We start from the raw sequence: 16,157 nt of genomic DNA, 5'->3' as shown, positions 1-16,157 counted from the left end.
GCACCGCCGTGTCACGGGTTTTCCGCGGACGCAGAGCCGTCAGCTACGGACGGGCCCGGGCGCGTCAGCGACCCGTGAAGGGAGGTGTTCAGTCAGGAGTGACGCCGGGCTGCTCGCCCGGGGTGCGCGCCGTGTGGCGCAGGCCGGCGCGGGTCATCGCCGCGACGGCGCTGTCGACGGCTTCGGTCGTCCAGAACGGGACGCCGAAGTTGAGGCCGTCGAGGTGTCCACCGGGGGCCGTGGTGCCACCCGGGGCGGCGGGGACGGCCGGCGCGACCGGAAGCTGCGCCGGAGTCAGCGGGGACGGCAGGTCGCGGTGCCCGTCGCGGGAGTGACCCGCGGCACCGGTGCCGTCGCCGAGGTGAGCGTTCTTCTCCATCGCCAGCGCGGCCTGCACGTCGGAGGGGAGTTCGACGGTGCTGACGGCGATCGGGCCTGCCGCCTGTCCGGCACCGGCGGTCACCGGCGCCTGCTCGGCCGGAGCGCCGCCCGGAAGCTCGGGCAGCGGGACGAGGTCGCCGCGACCGGCCGGGTCGAGCAGCTGCCACACCCGGTGGCCGAAGTCCTGCGTCGGCGCGGGGGTGACGGTCTCTTCGATGACCTGGCGGGTGTCCTCCGGCTTGCGGACGATGTGCTCGACCGCGCCGAGAGTGCGGTGCGCCGGGCCGAGGACGGCGTCGTCGGTGAAGTCGGCGACGGATTCGGTGACCTGTCCGGACACCTCGTGCCCGGCGATGCGGACACAGTGCTGCGGCTCGCTCCAGGTCGTCGCGTCCTGGTGGCAGTTGGCTTCGTCGATGGTGTCGGCGAGGTCGGACACGCCGTGGTTCACGTCGCCGAGGCCGCCGACGGTCGCGTCGGTGACCGGAGTGACGGAGGAGGTACCCACCTCGACGGTGTCGGCCGAGGCCGTGGCACCGGAAATCAGCCACGCGGCGGCGGTGCCGGCCACGGCGCCGCCGAACACGAGCAGCGCACGCGACACGAGCCGGCCGGCGCGCTTGGCGCCCTGCCCCTCGTTCGTCGCGGTCTTCGCCACTCGTGCGTCTCCTCGGATCGGTGATCGACCGGCCACAAGCCGTTGCGGAAGCGACCTAACCAAACCGGCGGCGCCGCGCGCATCCTCGACACGACTTGATGCCCCCATCGTGTGAAGAACACAGCGTGCAACCGGCTTTGACACCGGGTGATCGTTCCTGGCCGCCGAGCGTGTCGGACTCGGCAGCGGGAAAGCGGCCGAATCGGGCGCCGCAGCCGCTACGGTGAGCCGGTGAGCCACGCGCGACGTGAAGACCCGTTCCTGCCGAAGCACGAGGACGTCACCGGGCTGATCCCCCGGGGCCTGCGCATCAGCGCGGCGCTGGCGTGGCGGTTCATCGTGGTGATCGCCGCGCTGTACGCCGTGGTCTGGGTGATCGGCTACCTGTCGGTCGTGATCATCCCGCTGTCGGTCGCGCTGCTGCTGTCCGCGCTGCTCGCGCCGGCGGTGCAGAAGCTGGTGGCGGTGAGGTTCCCGCGCGGGCTGGCGACGGCGATCGTGCTGATCGCCGGGCTCGCGGTGCTGGGCGGGCTGCTGACGTTCGTCATCACCCAGTTCTCCTCCGGCCTGCCGCAGCTGCAGAAACAGCTGAACGACAGCCTCAACCAGATCAAGGACTGGCTGATCAACGGCGCGCCGCACCTGCGCCAGGAGCAGATCCAGGACTTCATCAACCAGGCGATCAGCTTCATCCAGAACAACCAGGCGTCGATCACGACGACGGCGCTGACCACGGCGAGCACCGTCGGCGAGATCCTCACCGGGTTCCTGCTGACGCTGTTCATCACGATCTTCTTCCTCAGCGGCGGCGAGGGGATCTGGACGTTCCTGGTCCGCGGCGTTCCGCAGCGGGTGCGCACCCGGGTCGACGTCGCCGGCCGGCGTGGGTTCGCGTCGCTGGTCAGCTACGTGCGAGCGACCGCGGCGGTGGCCGTGGTGGACGCCGTCGGCATCGGCATCGGCCTGTGGATCATGGGTGTACCCCTGGTCATCCCGCTGGCGACCCTGGTGTTCCTCGGCGCGTTCATCCCGATCATCGGCGCCGTCATCACCGGCGGCGTCGCCGTGCTGGTCGCGCTGGTGACGAACGGCTTCATCGGCGCGGTCATCGTGCTGGCCATCGTGATCGGCGTGATGCAGCTGGAGAGCCACGTCCTGCAGCCGCTGCTGCTGGGCCGCGCGGTGAAGCTGCACCCGCTCGCGGTGGTCCTCGCCATTACCGCGGGCCTGGTGGCGGCCGGGATCGCCGGCGCGCTGCTGGCCGTCCCACTGCTGGCGGTGCTCAACGCCGGCGTGCGGTCGCTGCTGCACGAGACCGCCCCGGACCCGGCCGAGGTGAACGTCCTCAAGGACCAGGCCGCGCAGCCGAACGACGCCCAGCCGGGCTCGCCGACGGCCGAGGTGCCCACGCGCGGCGAAGAAGACCGATGACCGCTGCGCGGACGCCGGACCCGGTCACGCCGATGTGGCGCGGCGTGCTCGCGTTCCGCGTGCTGACCTGGGCGTTCGCCTGCGGGACCGTCATCGTCCAAAGTGGTCACTACCGGCGTGAGTGGCTGGCCTGGACGGTCCTCGCCGTGATGGCCGGGTGGTCGATCGTCAGCAGCCTGCTGTACCTGCGCGAGCGGACGCGGCCGCCGTGGCTGGTCGTCTTCGACGTGGTGCTCACGACCGGGTTGCTGCTGACCTCGCCGTGGGTGCTCAGCGACGCGCAGTTCGCGCTCGGCGTCCCGCTCATCACCACGGTGTGGGCGGCCGTCCCGCCGGTGGCCGCGGGCGCGCGGTTCGGCGCGGCCGGCGGTGTGCTGGCCGGGCTGGTCCTGGGCGTCGCGACCGGGCTGGCGCGGGAGAAGTTCGACCTCGACGTCGCCCGCGACGGCGTCCTGCTCGCCGGGGCCGGGCTGCTGGTCGGCATGGCCGCGACGATGGGCCGCCGGTCGGCCGCGCGGCTGGAGCAGGCACTGCGGAAGGAAGCGGCGACGGCCGAGCGTGAGCGGCTGGCCCGGTCGATCCACGACAGCGTGCTGCAGGTGCTGGCCCGCGTCCGCAAGCGCGGCAACGAAGTCGGCGGTGAAGCGGCCGAGCTGGCCAGGCTCGCCGGGGAGCAGGAGATCGCCCTGCGCTCGCTGGTGTCGACCGAGCCGCCGGCACCGAACGACAGCGGCACGACGAGCCTGCGGGCCGCGTTGCAGCTGCTTGCGACGTCGTCGGTGCAGGTATCGACCCCGGCGGACGACGTCGAGCTGCCCGCGCACGTCACCGACGAGCTGGTCGCTGTGACCCGCGAAGCGCTCTCGAACGTCGAGAAGCACGCGGGACCCGGCGCGCACGCGTGGGTGCTGCTGGAGGACCTCGGCAGCGAGGTCGTGGTGAGCATCCGCGACGACGGGCCCGGCATCCCGGCCGGCGTGCTCGAGCGGGCGGCGGCCGAAGGCCACCTCGGCGTGGTGGAATCCATCCGGGGGAGGGTGCGCGACCTCGGCGGGAGCGCGACCCTCGACACCGGGCCCGGCCGGGGCACGGAGTGGGAGGTCAGGGTGCCGAGCACGAGGGGTGCGAAATGAACGAGCCGCGGATCTCGGTGATGGTGGTCGACGACCACCCGATCTGGCGTGACGGAGTGGCCCGCGACCTGACCGAAAACGGCTTCGACGTGAAGGCGACCGCCCCGGACGCCGGCGCGGCCGTGCGGATCGCGCGCACAGTCCGGCCGGACGTCGTGCTGATGGACCTCAACCTCGGCAGCAGCTCGGGCGTGGACGCCACCCGCGAGATCACCTCGGCGCTGCCGTCGACGAAGGTGCTGGTGCTGTCGGCGAGCGGCGAGCACAAGGACGTCCTGGAGGCGGTGAAGGCCGGCGCGTCCGGCTACCTGGTCAAGTCGGCGTCGGCCGCGGAGCTGGTGGACGCCGTGCACCGCACGGCCGCCGGCGACCCGGTGTTCACCGCCGGGCTGGCCGGGCTGGTGCTCGGGGAGTACCGGCGGATGGCCGACGCGTCGCGCGAGGACGCCGCCGGTGCCGAGCCGCCCCGGCTGACCGAGCGCGAGACCGACGTCCTGCGCCTGGTCGCGAAGGGGCTGACCGCGCGGCAGATCGCCGAGCGGCTCGTGCTGTCGCACCGCACGGTGGAGAACCACGTGCAGTCGACGCTGCGGAAGCTGCAGCTGCACAACCGCGTCGAGCTGGCCAGGTACGCGATCGAGCACGGCCTCGACGAAGAGTGAGCTTTCAGGGGACGACCGTGAAGCCCCACCAGGTGCCGGCGGGCAAGGCGGCCTGACCGAGGCGCCACTGCGGTTCGCCGGGGTGCCAGGCGGCGAGGACGCCGTCGGCGAGCACGAGGTCGCCTGCTTCCGACCAGTCGAACCCGCCGCCGCGCTTGAGGTGCTCGGTGACGTACGGCATCCCGGGAGCGTGGTCCCAGGTCGGCCCGGCCGGGCGCAGCAGCCAGATGTCCCGCGTCTGCGTGCTGGTGCCCCGGTAGGCGGGGTCGGCGAAGTCGACGGCCCAGACAGCTCCTTCCCGCGAGGGCACCACGGTGGGTGCCGCGCCGATCGAGGGCCGGTTGAGCTTCTTGCTGCTGTTGTCCCGCAGGTCGACCAGGGTCAAGTCGGTCAGGCCGTCGAGCAGCATCCAGTCGCCGGCGGCGCCGAGGATGCGCGGGGCCTGCCGGACCGTGCGGCCGGTCGCCGGTTCGATCAGGGCGTCGGTCGACTCGGCGGCACCCGAGTTGATGGTGATCAGCAGGCCGTGCGGGGTCTCCGTGCGCACCTGGGTGCGGCAGCTGGCGGGCTGACCGCGGCCGAGCTCGCCCGCGGCGAGCGAGACGTGCTGGAGCCGGCAGTCGTCCGGCGCGTCCTGCCGGATCAGCCACACGCCTTCCCCGCCGGCGTCCGGCCCCACCGACCAGGCGCGGCCGAGGGAACGCGGCGAGCTCGACGGCCCGGCGTACTCGAGGATTTCGAAGGGCTCGGTGTTCCGGGGGTCCGCGGCGCGGGCCGTCAGGACGACGTGCTTGCCAACCCGCACGACATCGAGCTGGACGTCGCCGCCGGGGTAGCCGGGCGGGGTGGCCGCGTCGCCGCGATCGGCGTCGAAGAGAGTGGGTCCGGCGGTCGGCAGCAACGCGGTGACGCCGATGCCGCCGGTCGCCTGGATGCCGGAGAGTTCCGCCAGCGGAGCCGGCGGCGGCGCCGGGGGTTCGCGGGTGCAGCCGGCCAGCAGGACGGCAGCCGTGACGGCGACGGCGACGCGGAATACGGGTCCGTTCAGGGTTTTCCCCCGATCTCCCTGGTGTGCTGCAGTTCTACCATCGTGGACATGGGCGAGGAAGAGACCGCGGCGGCGGAACCGGTGACCGAGACCAGGCCGTTGAGCGAGCGGGATCTCCGGGTGTCCGACGACGAGCGCGAGCACGTCGTCGGGGTGCTGCAGAAGGCGATCGGCCGGGGGATGATCGACCTCGACGAGTTCACCGAGCGCACGGACCGCGCGCTGGCGGCGAAGACCCGCGGCGAGCTGAACGCCGTGCTGGCCGACCTCGCCGGGCTGTACCACCCGGCGGCCGCGGTCGCCGCCGCACCGGCGTACGCGCCTCCGGTGGGCTACGGCGGTTACGCGCCCGGACAGCGCTTCGAGCTGAACGCGAAGTATTCGTCGCTGGTCCGCAGCGGGCCGTGGGTGGTCCCGCCGGAGATGGTGGTGCGGAACAAGTACGGCTCGACGAAGCTCGACTTCACCGAGGCCCAGGTGCAGTCGCCGGTGGTGCACATCGAGCTGGACGCCAAGTGGGGTTCGGTCGAGGTGGTCATCCCGGAGCACGCGGCGATCGACGTCAACGCGATCACCGACATCAAGTTCGGCTCGCTGGAGGACAAGACACGCAGCAACGGACGCGCGGGCCACCCGCGGTTCGTGCTGACCGGCCGCGTCCACGGCGGTTCGCTGGTCATCCGGCACCCGCGGCGCGGGTTGTTCGGCTAGCCGGGGTCCCTCTGCCCCCGGCGTCAGGAAGGCCTCCCCACCCAGGCATCGGGTGGGGAGGCCTTCGCCGTCAGGCGGCCCGCAGGTTCCGGGCGACGAACCAGACGAGGGCGGCGAACGCGACGGCGGCGAGCCCGGCGACGACGTGCAGCCCGGCGGCGAACCCGTGGGCGCGGGCGACGGCGTTGCCGAGCGTGCCGACGGTGGCGAGGCCGATCGCGTAGCCGAACTCGTTGACGGTCTGGGCCAGCGAAGCGGCGGCGCCCGCCTTGCGCTGCGGCACGGAACCGACGACGAGGTCGGTGCCCAGCGCGACCATCGGGCCGACACCCAGCGACGTCACGGCGAACCCGAGTGCGGGCCACACCGGCCCGGCGGCGGTCCCGGCGAAGACGAGGATCACCATGCCGGCCGCGGCGAGGGCGACCCCACCGGCGATCAGCCCGTGCGGCTCGACGCGGCGGGCGAGCGCGGGTGCGGCGAGGAAGCTGACGGTGGAGGCGGCCATCCCGGGCAGCAGCCCCAGCGCGGCCCCGACCGGCGAGAGGTGCTGCGCGAGCTGGAAGAACTGCGCGACGAAGAGCATGGTCGTGCCGCCGAGCATGCTGAACAGGAGCATCCCGCCGAGCGCGGTCCGGAACGCCTTCGCGGCGAGCAGGCTGAAGTCGACCAAGGGCTCGTCGAGCGTCCGCTGGCGCCGGACGAAGAGGTATCCGACGGTGACACCGACGACGAGGGCGACGACGGGACCGGGGTGGAGGCCGTCGCGGGCGAATTCCTTGACGCCGTAGACGGCGGGCAGGATGGTGCCGAGCGACAGGGCGACGCTGGGCAGGTCGAGGCGGCCGGCTTCGGTGTCGCGGTACTCGGGCAGCAGCTTCGGGCCGATGACCAGGAGCAGGACCATGGCGGGCACGCCGAGCAGGAAGCAGGCGCCCCACCAGAAGTGCTCGAGCAGGAAGCCGCCGACCATCGGGCCGACGATGGCGCCGACGGTGAAGCAGCCGGCCCAGATACCGATGGCCTGCGCGCGCTGCCGCGGGTCCCGGAAGAGGGTGCCGATGAGCGAGAGGGTGGAAGGAGCGAGCGTCGCCCCGGCGATCCCGAGCACGCCCCGGGCGACGATGAGCATGCCGGGACTGGTGGAGAAGGCGGCGACGACGGAGGCGATCCCGAAGGCGGCAGCCCCGGCGAGCAGCAGCTTCCGGCGCCCGATCCGGTCGCCGAGGGTCCCCATGGTGACCATGAACCCGGCGACCATGAAGCCGTAGGTGTCCATGATCCAGAGCTGTTGGGTGCCATCGGCGTGCAACCCGGCGGCGAGCTTCGGCAACGCGAGAACGAGGACGAAGACGTCGAGGGAGACGAGCAGGGCGGGCAGGGCGAGGACGGCGAGGCCGATCCATTCCCGGCGCGTGGCCCGCACGACCCCGGCAGGAGCCGGCGCTTCGGCGGTGACGGTCATGACGGCGTCCTCTCGACGGGGAGTGCTTCACCCCTGCGTCGAGCGGGCTCGCTCAGGATCGACAGCCGGTCCGGGATTTTCGGGGGACGTCGTGGAGGCCGCCGTTTGCGGGCGGCCTCCACGACGCAGGACAGGTTGTCCACACCCCTCGATCAATGTGGACAACTCCGCCCGCCCAGGTTCGCACAAACCGGCACGGTCGGTAATGATCGATAGACTGAAAGTGGGGGGCGCCCCCGGAGATCTGTGGACGGCGTGGCGGACTGGTGGCTCTCGGCGGGCGCCGGTCGGCACCACAGCTGCTGGTCCAGTCCCGCTGGTGAGAGGCGGGCCAGGCAAGCAGCGCGCTGCTGGGCGGGAGCGAGCCGGGTCGGCAGCGTGCGGAGCCAGGAGGGCGCGCGCGACCAGCAACGCGCTCGGCCCGCCTCGCGCCCGACCAGCAACGCGCCCGGCCCGCCGCGGACCAGCAGCGCGCCCGGCCCGCCGCGCGCCCGACCAACAGCGCGCCCGGCCCGCCGCGGACCCGCGGCGGCCCGCTCAGCGAGGGCGAGCCTGTCTCAGCCGCGCACCTGACCCGCTGCGCCCTCGATCACGGGCGGGCTGCTGCCCGAGCCGCGGCCGGATCCGATGTGGCCAAGACCGCCTCCGCCAGCGCCTCGCACTCCGCCAACGTTGCCGTTGCCAGGCTTGCTCCCACCGTGCGGATGGCCGGGGCGTTCATCGACAGGCTCGTCAGGCCGAGGCCCGCCAGGACCAGTGCCAGCCGCGGGTCTGCCGCCGCTTCGCCGCAGACGCCTGCCGGCTTGCCGGTCTCCTTGGCCGCCTTGCCGATCAGTTCCAGCAGGCGCAGGAGCCCCGGCTGCCATGGGTCGTTCAGCTTGGCCACCGCGCCCAGCTGGCGGTCCGCCGCGAACGTGTACTGCGCCAGGTCGTTCGTGCCGACCGAGACGAAGTCCACCGCTTCGAGGATCTCGCGGGCGCTCAGCGCCGCCGCCGGGATTTCGATCATCACGCCTGCCCGCGCGATGCCCGCCGCGCGGACGCGGTCCGCGAACCAGGCCGCTTCCGCGACCGTCGCGACCATCGGGGCCATCACCGAGACCTCCGCGCCCGAGTCCTCCGCCGCGCCCGCGATGGCCTCCAGCTGGCGGTCCAGCACCTCCGGCCGGTCGAACGCCACGCGCAGCCCGCGCACGCCCAGCGCCGGGTTCGGCTCCGCCTCCGGCGACAAGAACGCCAGTGGCTTGTCGGCGCCCGCGTCCAGCGTCCGCACGATCACCGGCTTGCCGCGGAACGGGGCGAGCACCGCCGTGTACGCCGCGCGCTGCTCGGCCACCGATGGTTCGTCCGCCGCGTCCAGGTAGCAGAACTCCGTGCGGAACAGGCCGACGCCCTCCGCGCCCGCGTCGGCCGCGGCCTGCGCGTCCGCCGGGGAGCCGACGTTGCCGTAGACCTTCACGCGGTGGCCGTCGGACGTCGCGCCCGTGCCGTTCCACTCCGCGAGCTGCGCCACGGTCGCCGTGACGATCGGGGCCGCCGGGTCCGCTACCTCGACCGTGCCGGTGTCGCCGTCCACCGCCAGCGCCTCGGCGTCCAGCGCCAGCAGCCCGCGCACCGCGACGACCGCCGGGATGCCCAGCGCCCGTGCCAGGATCGCCGTGTGGCTCGTCGGGCCGCCCTCTTCGGTGACCAGGGCCAGCACCTTCGCCGGGTCGAGCCCCGCCGTGTCGGCCGGCGCGAGGTCACGCGCGACGAGCACGCTCGGCGACGTCAGTTCCGGCACCCCCGGCGGCGCGATGCCGAGCAGTTCGGCGATCAGCCGGTCGCGCACGTCACGGACGTCGCGGACGCGTTCCGCCATGTACCCGCCCGCGGCGGCCAGTGCTTCGGCGAAGCCCTCGGCGGCCTGGTAGACGGCACGCGCGGCGGGCAGGCCCTGCGTCTTGACCAGCGTTTCCGCCTGCGCCGCGAGTGCCGGGTCGGCCGCCATCGCGGCGGTCGTGACGAGGATCGTCGCGGCTTCGCCGGTGGCGGTCTCGGCCTGCTTCTCCAGCCGCGCGGCGACGACGGAGGCCGCGGGCGCGATCCGGGCGGCTTCGGCGGCGGGATCGGCCGGGGCGGGCGTGGCGGCGGGCTCGCCGAGCGGCTCCGCGACGCGGACGACGGGACCACTCGCGCGGCCGGGGCTGACGGCGACCCCGGTGAGAGACTCAGACGACATGGTCTAGACCATAGCTCAGATACGTCTGGATCTCTCGTGGTGGCGGGCGCAAGCCTCGCCGACGCACCTGTTCGAGCACCGGACGGACCTCCTCGTGCCACCAGGCCTCGGCCAGTTCGTCGCGGCTGCGCACCGGCCGTCCGGCAAGCATACGGCGGAAACCCCAGGCCTCGGCCGAGTCGGCGAGCCGGAACCAGTCCGCCGGGTCGTCGAGCCACAGCCCGATGCGGACGTCGTCCGGCAGCGGGACGCGCTCGAGGAACATCCGCTCGGCGGTCTTCGACGGCAGGTCCGCGAGCGTCAGGCAGCGCAACGCGCAGGCGACCGTGCTGATCCAGCGGACCCGCGCGGTGATGGTCCGGGCGCCGCGGGCGCGCGCGATGGCGACGCGGTGGTGGCCGTCGTCGACGAAGAACATTTCGGAGAGACGCACGAGCCGCACCGGCGGGAGGTCGGCCGAGGTCCGCGCGAGCCGCTCCCAGCGGTCGCGCAGCGCCCGGTTGAGCGGCCGGAACTCGCGGTCGAAGTCCGCGGCGCGCGAGACCGTGCCGACGATGCCCTCCAGCGGGACGTCGTAGACGCCTTCGTCGACCTCGGTCTGCTTGCCCAGCGCCTGCAGCGTGTCCTCGAGCGGCATGATCGCGAGCCGGTCGGGACGGCGCGCGTCCGCGATGGCCTTCAGCTGAGCCGCATAGCCACGCCACCAGGCGGAACCGAACGAATCGCCCATGTGAGGGGCAACACACCGGTGCCGGTGATCATTCCCCGAGGTCGGCGGCGGTCGGATAGGACGGCTGCGCGCCGGGCCGCGTCACGCTGAAGGCCGCGACGCGCACCGCGCGCTTCGCCGCCGAGACGAGGTCGGCGCCATCGGCGATCGACGCCGCGAGCGCGCCCGCGAAGGCGTCGCCCGCGCCGGTGGTGTCCACCGCCTCGACCTGCGGTGACTCGACTTCGGCGGCTCCGTCCGCTTCGACGACGACCGCGCCGGCCGCGCCCAAGGTGACGACGGCCGCCCGTGGCCCGAGATCCAGGAGCTTCCGGAAATCCGCGCCTGGCCCGGTCAGCCAGGCGGCTTCGTGCTCGTTGACCAGCAGGACGTCGAGCTTCGCCAGCGTCTGCGGGGAGAGCTTCGCCGCCGGCGACAGGTTCAGCAGCACCTTCACGCCGTGTTCGGCGGCCCGTGCGACCGCGTGTTCGACGGTCGGCAGCGGCACCTCGAGCGAGGCGACCATGACCTCCACCCCGTCGAAGACGGCGTCGACGTCGGCGGGTTCGAGGCTCGAGTTGGCACCGGGGGAGACGATGATCGCGTTCTCGCCGTCCGGGGTGACGGTGATGTAGGCGATGCCGGTCGGCCGGTCGCTGGTGCGGACGAGCCCGGTGTCGACACCCGCCGCCCGCAGCGAGTCGAGCAGCAGTCGGCCGTAGGAATCGTCGCCAACTGCGCCGAGGAGCGCGACGTCCGCCCCGAGCCGGCCCGCCGCGACCGCCGTGTTGGCGCCCTTGCCGCCCGGCGAAAGCACGGTGTCGCCACCCAGGACCGTCTCGCCGCCGCCCGGCCGCCGGTCCACCGCGACGACGAGGTCGGCGTTCGCGGATCCCAGCACGAGCACGTCGGAGTTCATGCCCGAACTGTGCCACGAAAGCCGTCCGGCCAGGTCGCGAACGGGCACGTGAACGAAAGTGAAGGTTTTTGTAACTTATCCGGCGCCGGGTGCGACAATCATGCGAGCAGCGGATTCCCGTCACTCGATCGGGGGATGTCCGTCCCCCGGCCGTCACTTCGCGGACCGGTCCCGCTCTCCAGGTGCGTCATCACGCGGGAAACGTGGTGACGTTGCCCCAACCGGCGCGAGCCGGGCAGGGCATCGGGTCGCCGGCGCCGATCACGTAGCCCCCCGAGTGATCGGCGTCGGCGGCGCCCTCGCCCGTGCGGCGCCGGAACACCGGCGGTGAGCTGCGTCTTTCCGTGACTACCTTGGCCGCGTTAATGCGAGATCTGTCGTAGTAACCACCTAGACTGTCCGGATGAGCCACCCCACGCGGAGGGGTCGCGCGCGTGCGGCTACCGAACAGGACATCCGGCGGACCGCCCGGAAGCTGCTCGTCGAGCAGGGGCCCGAGGCGGTTACCCTGCGCGCCATCGCGCGGGAGCTGGGGATCACCGCGCCCGCGCTCTACCGGTACTACGAATCCCGTGACGATCTCGTCGAGAACCTGCGGCTGGACGTCTGCGCCGACCTGGCCGACGACCTCGCCGAAGAAATCGCCGAGCTGCCCGACGACGGGATGCTGCAGCTGTTCGCCATCTGCAAGGGCTTCCGGCGCTGGGCGCTCACCCACACGAAGGAGTTCACGCTCGTCTTCGCGTCGCCGACCGGGGGTGTCGGCTCCACGGCCGGGAGCGCGCTGAGCCGCGTCGACGAACCGTTCGGGCGAATCTTCCTCGCCGCCGCCGGGCGGGTGCTGGCGCGGCACGACATCGTGCTGCCGTCGGCGGCCGGCGTGCCCGACGAGCTGCGTGACGACCTCAAGACGTTCCAGGAATCGCTGGTCGCCGTGCTCGCCGAATCCGACCAGGACGTGCCGGTGGAGAAGATCGACCTCGGCGTGACGTACCTGATGATCCAGTTCTGGGCCCGGCTCTACGGGCACGTCACGCTCGAGGTCTTCGGCAACTACCCGATCCCGATGTCCAAACCGGACGTGCTGTTCGAGGCGATGCTCATCGACCTCGCCCGGGAGATCGGGCTCTACTCCGGTTAGGCCGCGTGGCCGCCGTCCACCGAAAGTGTCGCCGCCGTGACGTACGCGCCGGCCGGTGAAGCCAGGTAAGCCACCGCCGAAGCCACCTCGGCGGGCGTGCCGTAGCGACCGATCGCCGTCATCGCGGCCTGGTCCGCCGCGTACGGGCCGTCGGCCGGGTTCATGTCCGTGTCCGTCGGGCCCGGGTGGACCATGTTGACCGTGATGCCGCGCGGGCCCAGCTCGCGGGCCAGCGCCTTGGTCAGGCCGGCCATCGCCGCCTTGCTCATCGCGTACAGCGCCATGCCCGGCCCCGGCACGCGGTCGGTGACGCAGCTGCCGATGGTGATCACGCGGCCGCCTTCGCCGAGGTGCGCCGCGGCCGCCTTCGTCACCGCGAACACGCCGCGGACGTTCACCGCCAGCACCCGGTCGACGTCCTCGATGGAAGTCTCCGTGAAACCACCGACGAACCCGACACCCGCGTTGTTCACCAGCACGTCGAGCCGGCCGAACTCCGCGACGGTCGCCTCGACGGCGGCCGAGACCGCGGCCGCGTCGGCCGAATCCGCCTGGATCGCCAGCGCGCGACGGCCGAGGTTCTTGATCTTGTCGACCACCTCGGCCGCCCGCGCGGCGTTGTTCACGTACGTCAGCGCGACGTCCGCGCCGTCCTCGGCGAGCCGCAGTGCCGTGGCCGCACCGATGCCGCGGCTGCCGCCGGTCACCAGCGCCACTTTGCCGTCGAGGGTCATCCCCGGTTCTCCTTTGATCGAGCCGTTTTCGTTGACGGTTCAATCAAATCGGATGTCCCGGGACAGCACCGGCGGCTTTCGGCCGTGGTGTTAGAGGACGATGTTGACCAGCCGTCCGGGCACCACGATCACCTTGCGGGGCGAGCCCTCGCCGACCATGGCCGCGACCTTCTCGTCCGCCAGGGCCGCCGCCTGGACCGCCTCGCGGCTCGCGTCGGCCGGGACCGTCACCCGCGAACGGACCTTGCCGTTGACCTGGATCGGGTACTCGACCGAGTCCTCCACCAGGTACTTCTCGTCCACGACCGGGAACGGGCCCTGCACCAGCGAGTCCACGTGGCCCAGCCGGTGCCACAGCTCCTCCGCCATGTGCGGGGCCAGCGGCGCCAGCATCAGCACCAGCGGCTCGGCCAGCTCGCGCGGCGTCGACGCGGCCGCGCCGTACACCTTCGTCACGTGGTTGTTCAGCTCGATCAGCTTCGCGCCGGCCGTGTTGAACCGCATCTCGGCGTAGTCCTCGCGGACGCCCGCGATGGTCTTGTGCAGCACCTTCCGGTCGGCCTCGGACGCGTCCTGATTGGACACGCGCAGCTCGCCGGTCCCCTCGTCGACGACCAGGCGCCACAGCCGCTGCAGGAACCGGTGCGCGCCCACGACGTCCTTGGTGGCCCATGGCCGCGACATCGCCAGCGGGCCCATCGCCATCTCGTAGAACCGGAACGTGTCGGCGCCGTAGTTCTCGGCCATCTCGTCCGGCGTGACGACGTTCTTCAGGCTCTTGCCCATCTTGCCGTACTCCTGGGTGACTTCCTCACCGTTGTAGAAGTACTTGCCGTCACGCTCCTCGACCTGCTCGGCCGGCACGTAGACGCCGCGCGAGTCCGTGTACGCGTACGCCTCGATGTAGCCCTGGTTGAACAGCTTCCGGTACGGCTCCTTGGACGTCACGTGGCCCAGGTCGTACAGCACCTTGTGCCAGAACCGCGAGTACAGCAGGTGCAGCACCGCGTGCTCGACCCCGCCGACGTACAGGTCGACGCCGCCGGTGTCGTCCGCGCCGTGCTCGCCGGGGCGCGGGCCCATCCAGTACGCCTCGTTTTCCGGCGCGCAGAACGTCTCGGTGTTGGTCGGGTCCAGGTAGCGCAGCTGGTACCAGCAGGAACCCGCCCAGTTCGGCATCGTGTTGATGTCGCGGCGGTACTTCTTCGGGCCGTCGCCCAGGTCCAGTTCGACCTCGACCCAGTCGGTCGCGCGGGCCAGCGGCGACGACGGCGTCGAGTCGCGGTCCTCCGGGTCGAACGTCACGGGCGAGTAGTCGGCGACCTCGGGCAGCTCGACCGGCAGCATCGACTCCGGAATGGCGTGCACTTCACCGTTCTCGTCGTAGACCACCGGGAACGGCTCGCCCCAGTAGCGCTGGCGCGAGAACAGCCAGTCGCGCAGCTTGTACTGCACGGTCCCGGTCCCGGCGCCCTTTTCGGTCAGCCAGTCGATGATCGTCTTCTTGGCCTCGGCGACGTCCATGCCGTCCAGGAAGCCCGAGTTGATCGCCGGTCCGTCGCCCGTGTACGCCTTGCCGTCGAAGCCTTCCGACGGCTGCACGGTCCGGATGATCTCCAGCCCGAACTTCTCGGCGAACTCCCAGTCGCGGACGTCCTGGCCGGGGACGGCCATGATCGCGCCGGTGCCGTAGCCCATCAGCACGTAGTCGGCGACGAAGACCGGGATCTGCTTGTCGTTGACCGGGTTCGTCGCGTACGCGCCGGTGAAGACGCCGGTCTTCTCCTTGCTCTCCTGCCGGTCCAGCTCGGACTTGCGCGACGCGGCGACGCGGTACTCCTTGATCGCCTCGGCGGGCGTCGCGGCACCGCCGGTCCAGCGCTCGTCGACGCCCTCGGGCCACGCGTCGGCGACCAGCTTGTCGACCAGCGGGTGCTCCGGCGCCAGCACCATGTAGGTGGCGCCGAACAGCGTGTCCGGCCGGGTCGTGAAGACCTCGATCGCCTCGTCACCGGAGGCGAACGTGACGCGAGCGCCGTGCGAACGGCCGATCCAGTTCCGCTGCATGGACTTGACCTTCTCCGGCCAGTCCAGCAGGTCCAGGTCGTCGACCAGGCGGTCGGCGTACGCGGTGATCCGCATCATCCACTGCCGCAGGTTGCGGCGGAACACCGGGAAGTTGCCGCGCTCGCTGCGGCCCTCGGCGGTGACCTCCTCGTTCGACAGCACCGTGCCCAGACCGGGGCACCAGTTGACCGGCGCCTCGGAGATGTAGACCAGCCGGTGGTCGTCGATGATCTTCTTCCGCTCGGACGCGCTCAGCGACGCCCAGTCCTTGCCGCCGGGCACCGGACGCGAGCCGTCGGCGAACGCGGCCTCCAGCTCGGCGATCGGCCGGGCCTTGCCCGCCTCGGTGTCGTACCAGGAGTTGAAGATCTGCAGGAAGATCCACTGCGTCCAGCGGTAGTACTCGGGGTCGATCGTGGAGATGCGACGGCGTTCGTCGTGGCCCAGGCCCAGGCGCCGGATCTGGCGCAGGTAGGTCCGGATGTTCTCCTCGGTCGTCTTGCGTGGGTGCTGCCCGGTCTGGACCGCGTACTGCTCGGCCGGCAGGCCGAACGCGTCGAAGCCCATCGTGTGCAGCACGTTGCGCCCGATCATCCGGTGGTAGCGCGCGAAGACGTCGGTGCTGATGAAGCCCAGCGGGTGCCCGACGTGCAGGCCGGAGCCCGACGGGTACGGGAACATGTCCTGGACGAACAGCTTGTCGCTGGGCACCTGCTGCCCCTCGACGGCGAGCGGCCCGACGGGGTTGGGCGCGTGGAAGGTGCCCTGGTCGGCCCAGTGGTCCTGCCACCGCTGCTCGATCTGACCCGCCAGTGCGGCCGTGTAGCGGTGCGGCGGGACGTCGGTCCCTGTCGCCTCAGTCATGACGTCTTCCTTC

13 protein-coding genes are annotated in these 16,157 nt (G+C 72.0%); 5 read left to right on the top strand and 8 right to left on the bottom strand.

The window, feature by feature from the left end:
- Positions 1 to 88: 88 nt before the first annotated feature.
- Entirely contained in the window at positions 89 to 1,039 is a 951-nt protein-coding gene (locus tag BT341_RS06285) for a hypothetical protein (protein ID WP_072475369.1), read from the bottom strand.
- A 231-nt stretch (positions 1,040 to 1,270) separates the two neighbouring features.
- Between BT341_RS06285 and BT341_RS06280 the strand changes: the two genes are divergently transcribed.
- From BT341_RS06280 to BT341_RS06270, 3 genes are read left to right on the top strand one after another with little or no spacing between them, the layout of a single operon-like run.
- Complete coding sequence (locus tag BT341_RS06280) at positions 1,271 to 2,470, top strand: AI-2E family transporter (protein ID WP_072475368.1); 1,200 nt, start codon at positions 1,271 to 1,273, stop codon at positions 2,468 to 2,470.
- Positions 2,467 to 3,603, top strand: coding sequence for a MacS family sensor histidine kinase (gene macS, locus BT341_RS06275; RefSeq protein ID WP_072475367.1), 1,137 nt, complete (start codon positions 2,467 to 2,469; stop codon positions 3,601 to 3,603). The genes BT341_RS06280 and macS overlap by 4 nt, the downstream gene beginning before the upstream one ends.
- Entirely contained in the window at positions 3,600 to 4,265 is a 666-nt protein-coding gene (locus BT341_RS06270) for a response regulator (RefSeq protein ID WP_072475366.1), read from the top strand. The genes macS and BT341_RS06270 overlap by 4 nt, the downstream gene beginning before the upstream one ends.
- A 4-nt stretch (positions 4,266 to 4,269) precedes the next feature.
- Here BT341_RS06270 and BT341_RS06265 read toward each other — a convergent pair whose 3' ends face one another.
- Complete coding sequence (locus tag BT341_RS06265) at positions 4,270 to 5,166, bottom strand: hypothetical protein (RefSeq protein ID WP_245804897.1); 897 nt, start codon at positions 5,164 to 5,166, stop codon at positions 4,270 to 4,272.
- A gap of 195 nt (positions 5,167 to 5,361) precedes the next feature.
- Between BT341_RS06265 and BT341_RS06260 the strand changes: the two genes are divergently transcribed.
- The gene (locus tag BT341_RS06260; RefSeq protein WP_072475365.1) at positions 5,362 to 6,024 is read left to right on the top strand and encodes a DUF1707 SHOCT-like domain-containing protein; all 663 of its coding nucleotides are present in this window, start codon (positions 5,362 to 5,364) and stop codon (positions 6,022 to 6,024) included.
- A gap of 70 nt (positions 6,025 to 6,094) precedes the next feature.
- Here the strand turns inward: BT341_RS06260 and BT341_RS06255 are convergent, their stop codons facing one another.
- The 4 genes from BT341_RS06255 to BT341_RS06240 all read right to left on the bottom strand — a co-directional run bounded on the left by BT341_RS06255 (position 6,095) and on the right by BT341_RS06240 (position 11,338).
- A complete protein-coding gene (locus tag BT341_RS06255; protein ID WP_072475364.1) occupies positions 6,095 to 7,489 on the bottom strand; it encodes an MFS transporter in 1,395 nt (464 codons plus the stop codon).
- A gap of 589 nt (positions 7,490 to 8,078) precedes the next feature.
- Positions 8,079 to 9,710, bottom strand: a complete 1,632-nt coding sequence (gene ptsP / locus BT341_RS06250) for a phosphoenolpyruvate--protein phosphotransferase (protein WP_072475363.1) — start codon at positions 9,708 to 9,710, stop codon at positions 8,079 to 8,081.
- On the bottom strand, positions 9,700 to 10,440 hold the full coding sequence (locus BT341_RS06245; RefSeq protein ID WP_072475362.1) for a hypothetical protein: 741 nt from the start codon (positions 10,438 to 10,440) through the stop codon (positions 9,700 to 9,702). Before BT341_RS06245 ends, ptsP begins: the two co-directional genes overlap by 11 nt.
- 28 nt (positions 10,441 to 10,468) lie before the next feature.
- On the bottom strand, positions 10,469 to 11,338 hold the full coding sequence (locus BT341_RS06240; protein ID WP_072475361.1) for a ribokinase: 870 nt from the start codon (positions 11,336 to 11,338) through the stop codon (positions 10,469 to 10,471).
- A gap of 403 nt (positions 11,339 to 11,741) precedes the next feature.
- Between BT341_RS06240 and BT341_RS06235 the strand changes: the two genes are divergently transcribed.
- The gene (locus tag BT341_RS06235; RefSeq protein ID WP_072475360.1) at positions 11,742 to 12,479 is read left to right on the top strand and encodes a TetR/AcrR family transcriptional regulator; all 738 of its coding nucleotides are present in this window, start codon (positions 11,742 to 11,744) and stop codon (positions 12,477 to 12,479) included.
- Here the strand turns inward: BT341_RS06235 and BT341_RS06230 are convergent.
- The gene (locus tag BT341_RS06230) at positions 12,476 to 13,213 is read right to left on the bottom strand and encodes a 3-oxoacyl-ACP reductase family protein (RefSeq protein WP_072475359.1); all 738 of its coding nucleotides are present in this window, start codon (positions 13,211 to 13,213) and stop codon (positions 12,476 to 12,478) included. The two genes, BT341_RS06235 and BT341_RS06230, sit on opposite strands and share 4 nt — an antisense overlap.
- Before the next feature lie 90 nt (positions 13,214 to 13,303).
- On the bottom strand, positions 13,304 to 16,144 hold the full coding sequence (leuS, locus tag BT341_RS06225) for a leucine--tRNA ligase (protein WP_072475358.1): 2,841 nt from the start codon (positions 16,142 to 16,144) through the stop codon (positions 13,304 to 13,306).
- Positions 16,145 to 16,157 lie beyond the last annotated feature (13 nt).

The organism is Amycolatopsis australiensis, assembly GCF_900119165.1.
Taxonomy (GTDB): domain Bacteria; phylum Actinomycetota; class Actinomycetes; order Mycobacteriales; family Pseudonocardiaceae; genus Amycolatopsis; species Amycolatopsis australiensis.
This window is presented reverse-complemented; position numbering and strand designations above follow the sequence as displayed.

Bases quoted from the DNA above. Each gene is read 5' to 3' on its own strand.
- macS (WP_072475367.1), top strand. From the start codon at position 2,467: ATGACCGCTGCGCGGACGCCGGACCCGGTCACGCCGATGTGGCGCGGC.
- BT341_RS06270 (WP_072475366.1), top strand. From the start codon at position 3,600: ATGAACGAGCCGCGGATCTCGGTGATGGTGGTCGACGACCACCCGATC.
- BT341_RS06260 (WP_072475365.1), top strand. From the start codon at position 5,362: ATGGGCGAGGAAGAGACCGCGGCGGCGGAACCGGTGACCGAGACCAGG.
- BT341_RS06255 (WP_072475364.1), bottom strand. From the start codon at position 7,489: ATGACCGTCACCGCCGAAGCGCCGGCTCCTGCCGGGGTCGTGCGGGCC.
- ptsP (WP_072475363.1), bottom strand. From the start codon at position 9,710: ATGTCGTCTGAGTCTCTCACCGGGGTCGCCGTCAGCCCCGGCCGCGCG.
- BT341_RS06245 (WP_072475362.1), bottom strand. From the start codon at position 10,440: ATGGGCGATTCGTTCGGTTCCGCCTGGTGGCGTGGCTATGCGGCTCAG.
- BT341_RS06240 (WP_072475361.1), bottom strand. From the start codon at position 11,338: ATGAACTCCGACGTGCTCGTGCTGGGATCCGCGAACGCCGACCTCGTC.
- BT341_RS06235 (WP_072475360.1), top strand. From the start codon at position 11,742: ATGAGCCACCCCACGCGGAGGGGTCGCGCGCGTGCGGCTACCGAACAG.
- BT341_RS06230 (WP_072475359.1), bottom strand. From the start codon at position 13,213: ATGACCCTCGACGGCAAAGTGGCGCTGGTGACCGGCGGCAGCCGCGGC.
- leuS (WP_072475358.1), bottom strand. From the start codon at position 16,144: ATGACTGAGGCGACAGGGACCGACGTCCCGCCGCACCGCTACACGGCC.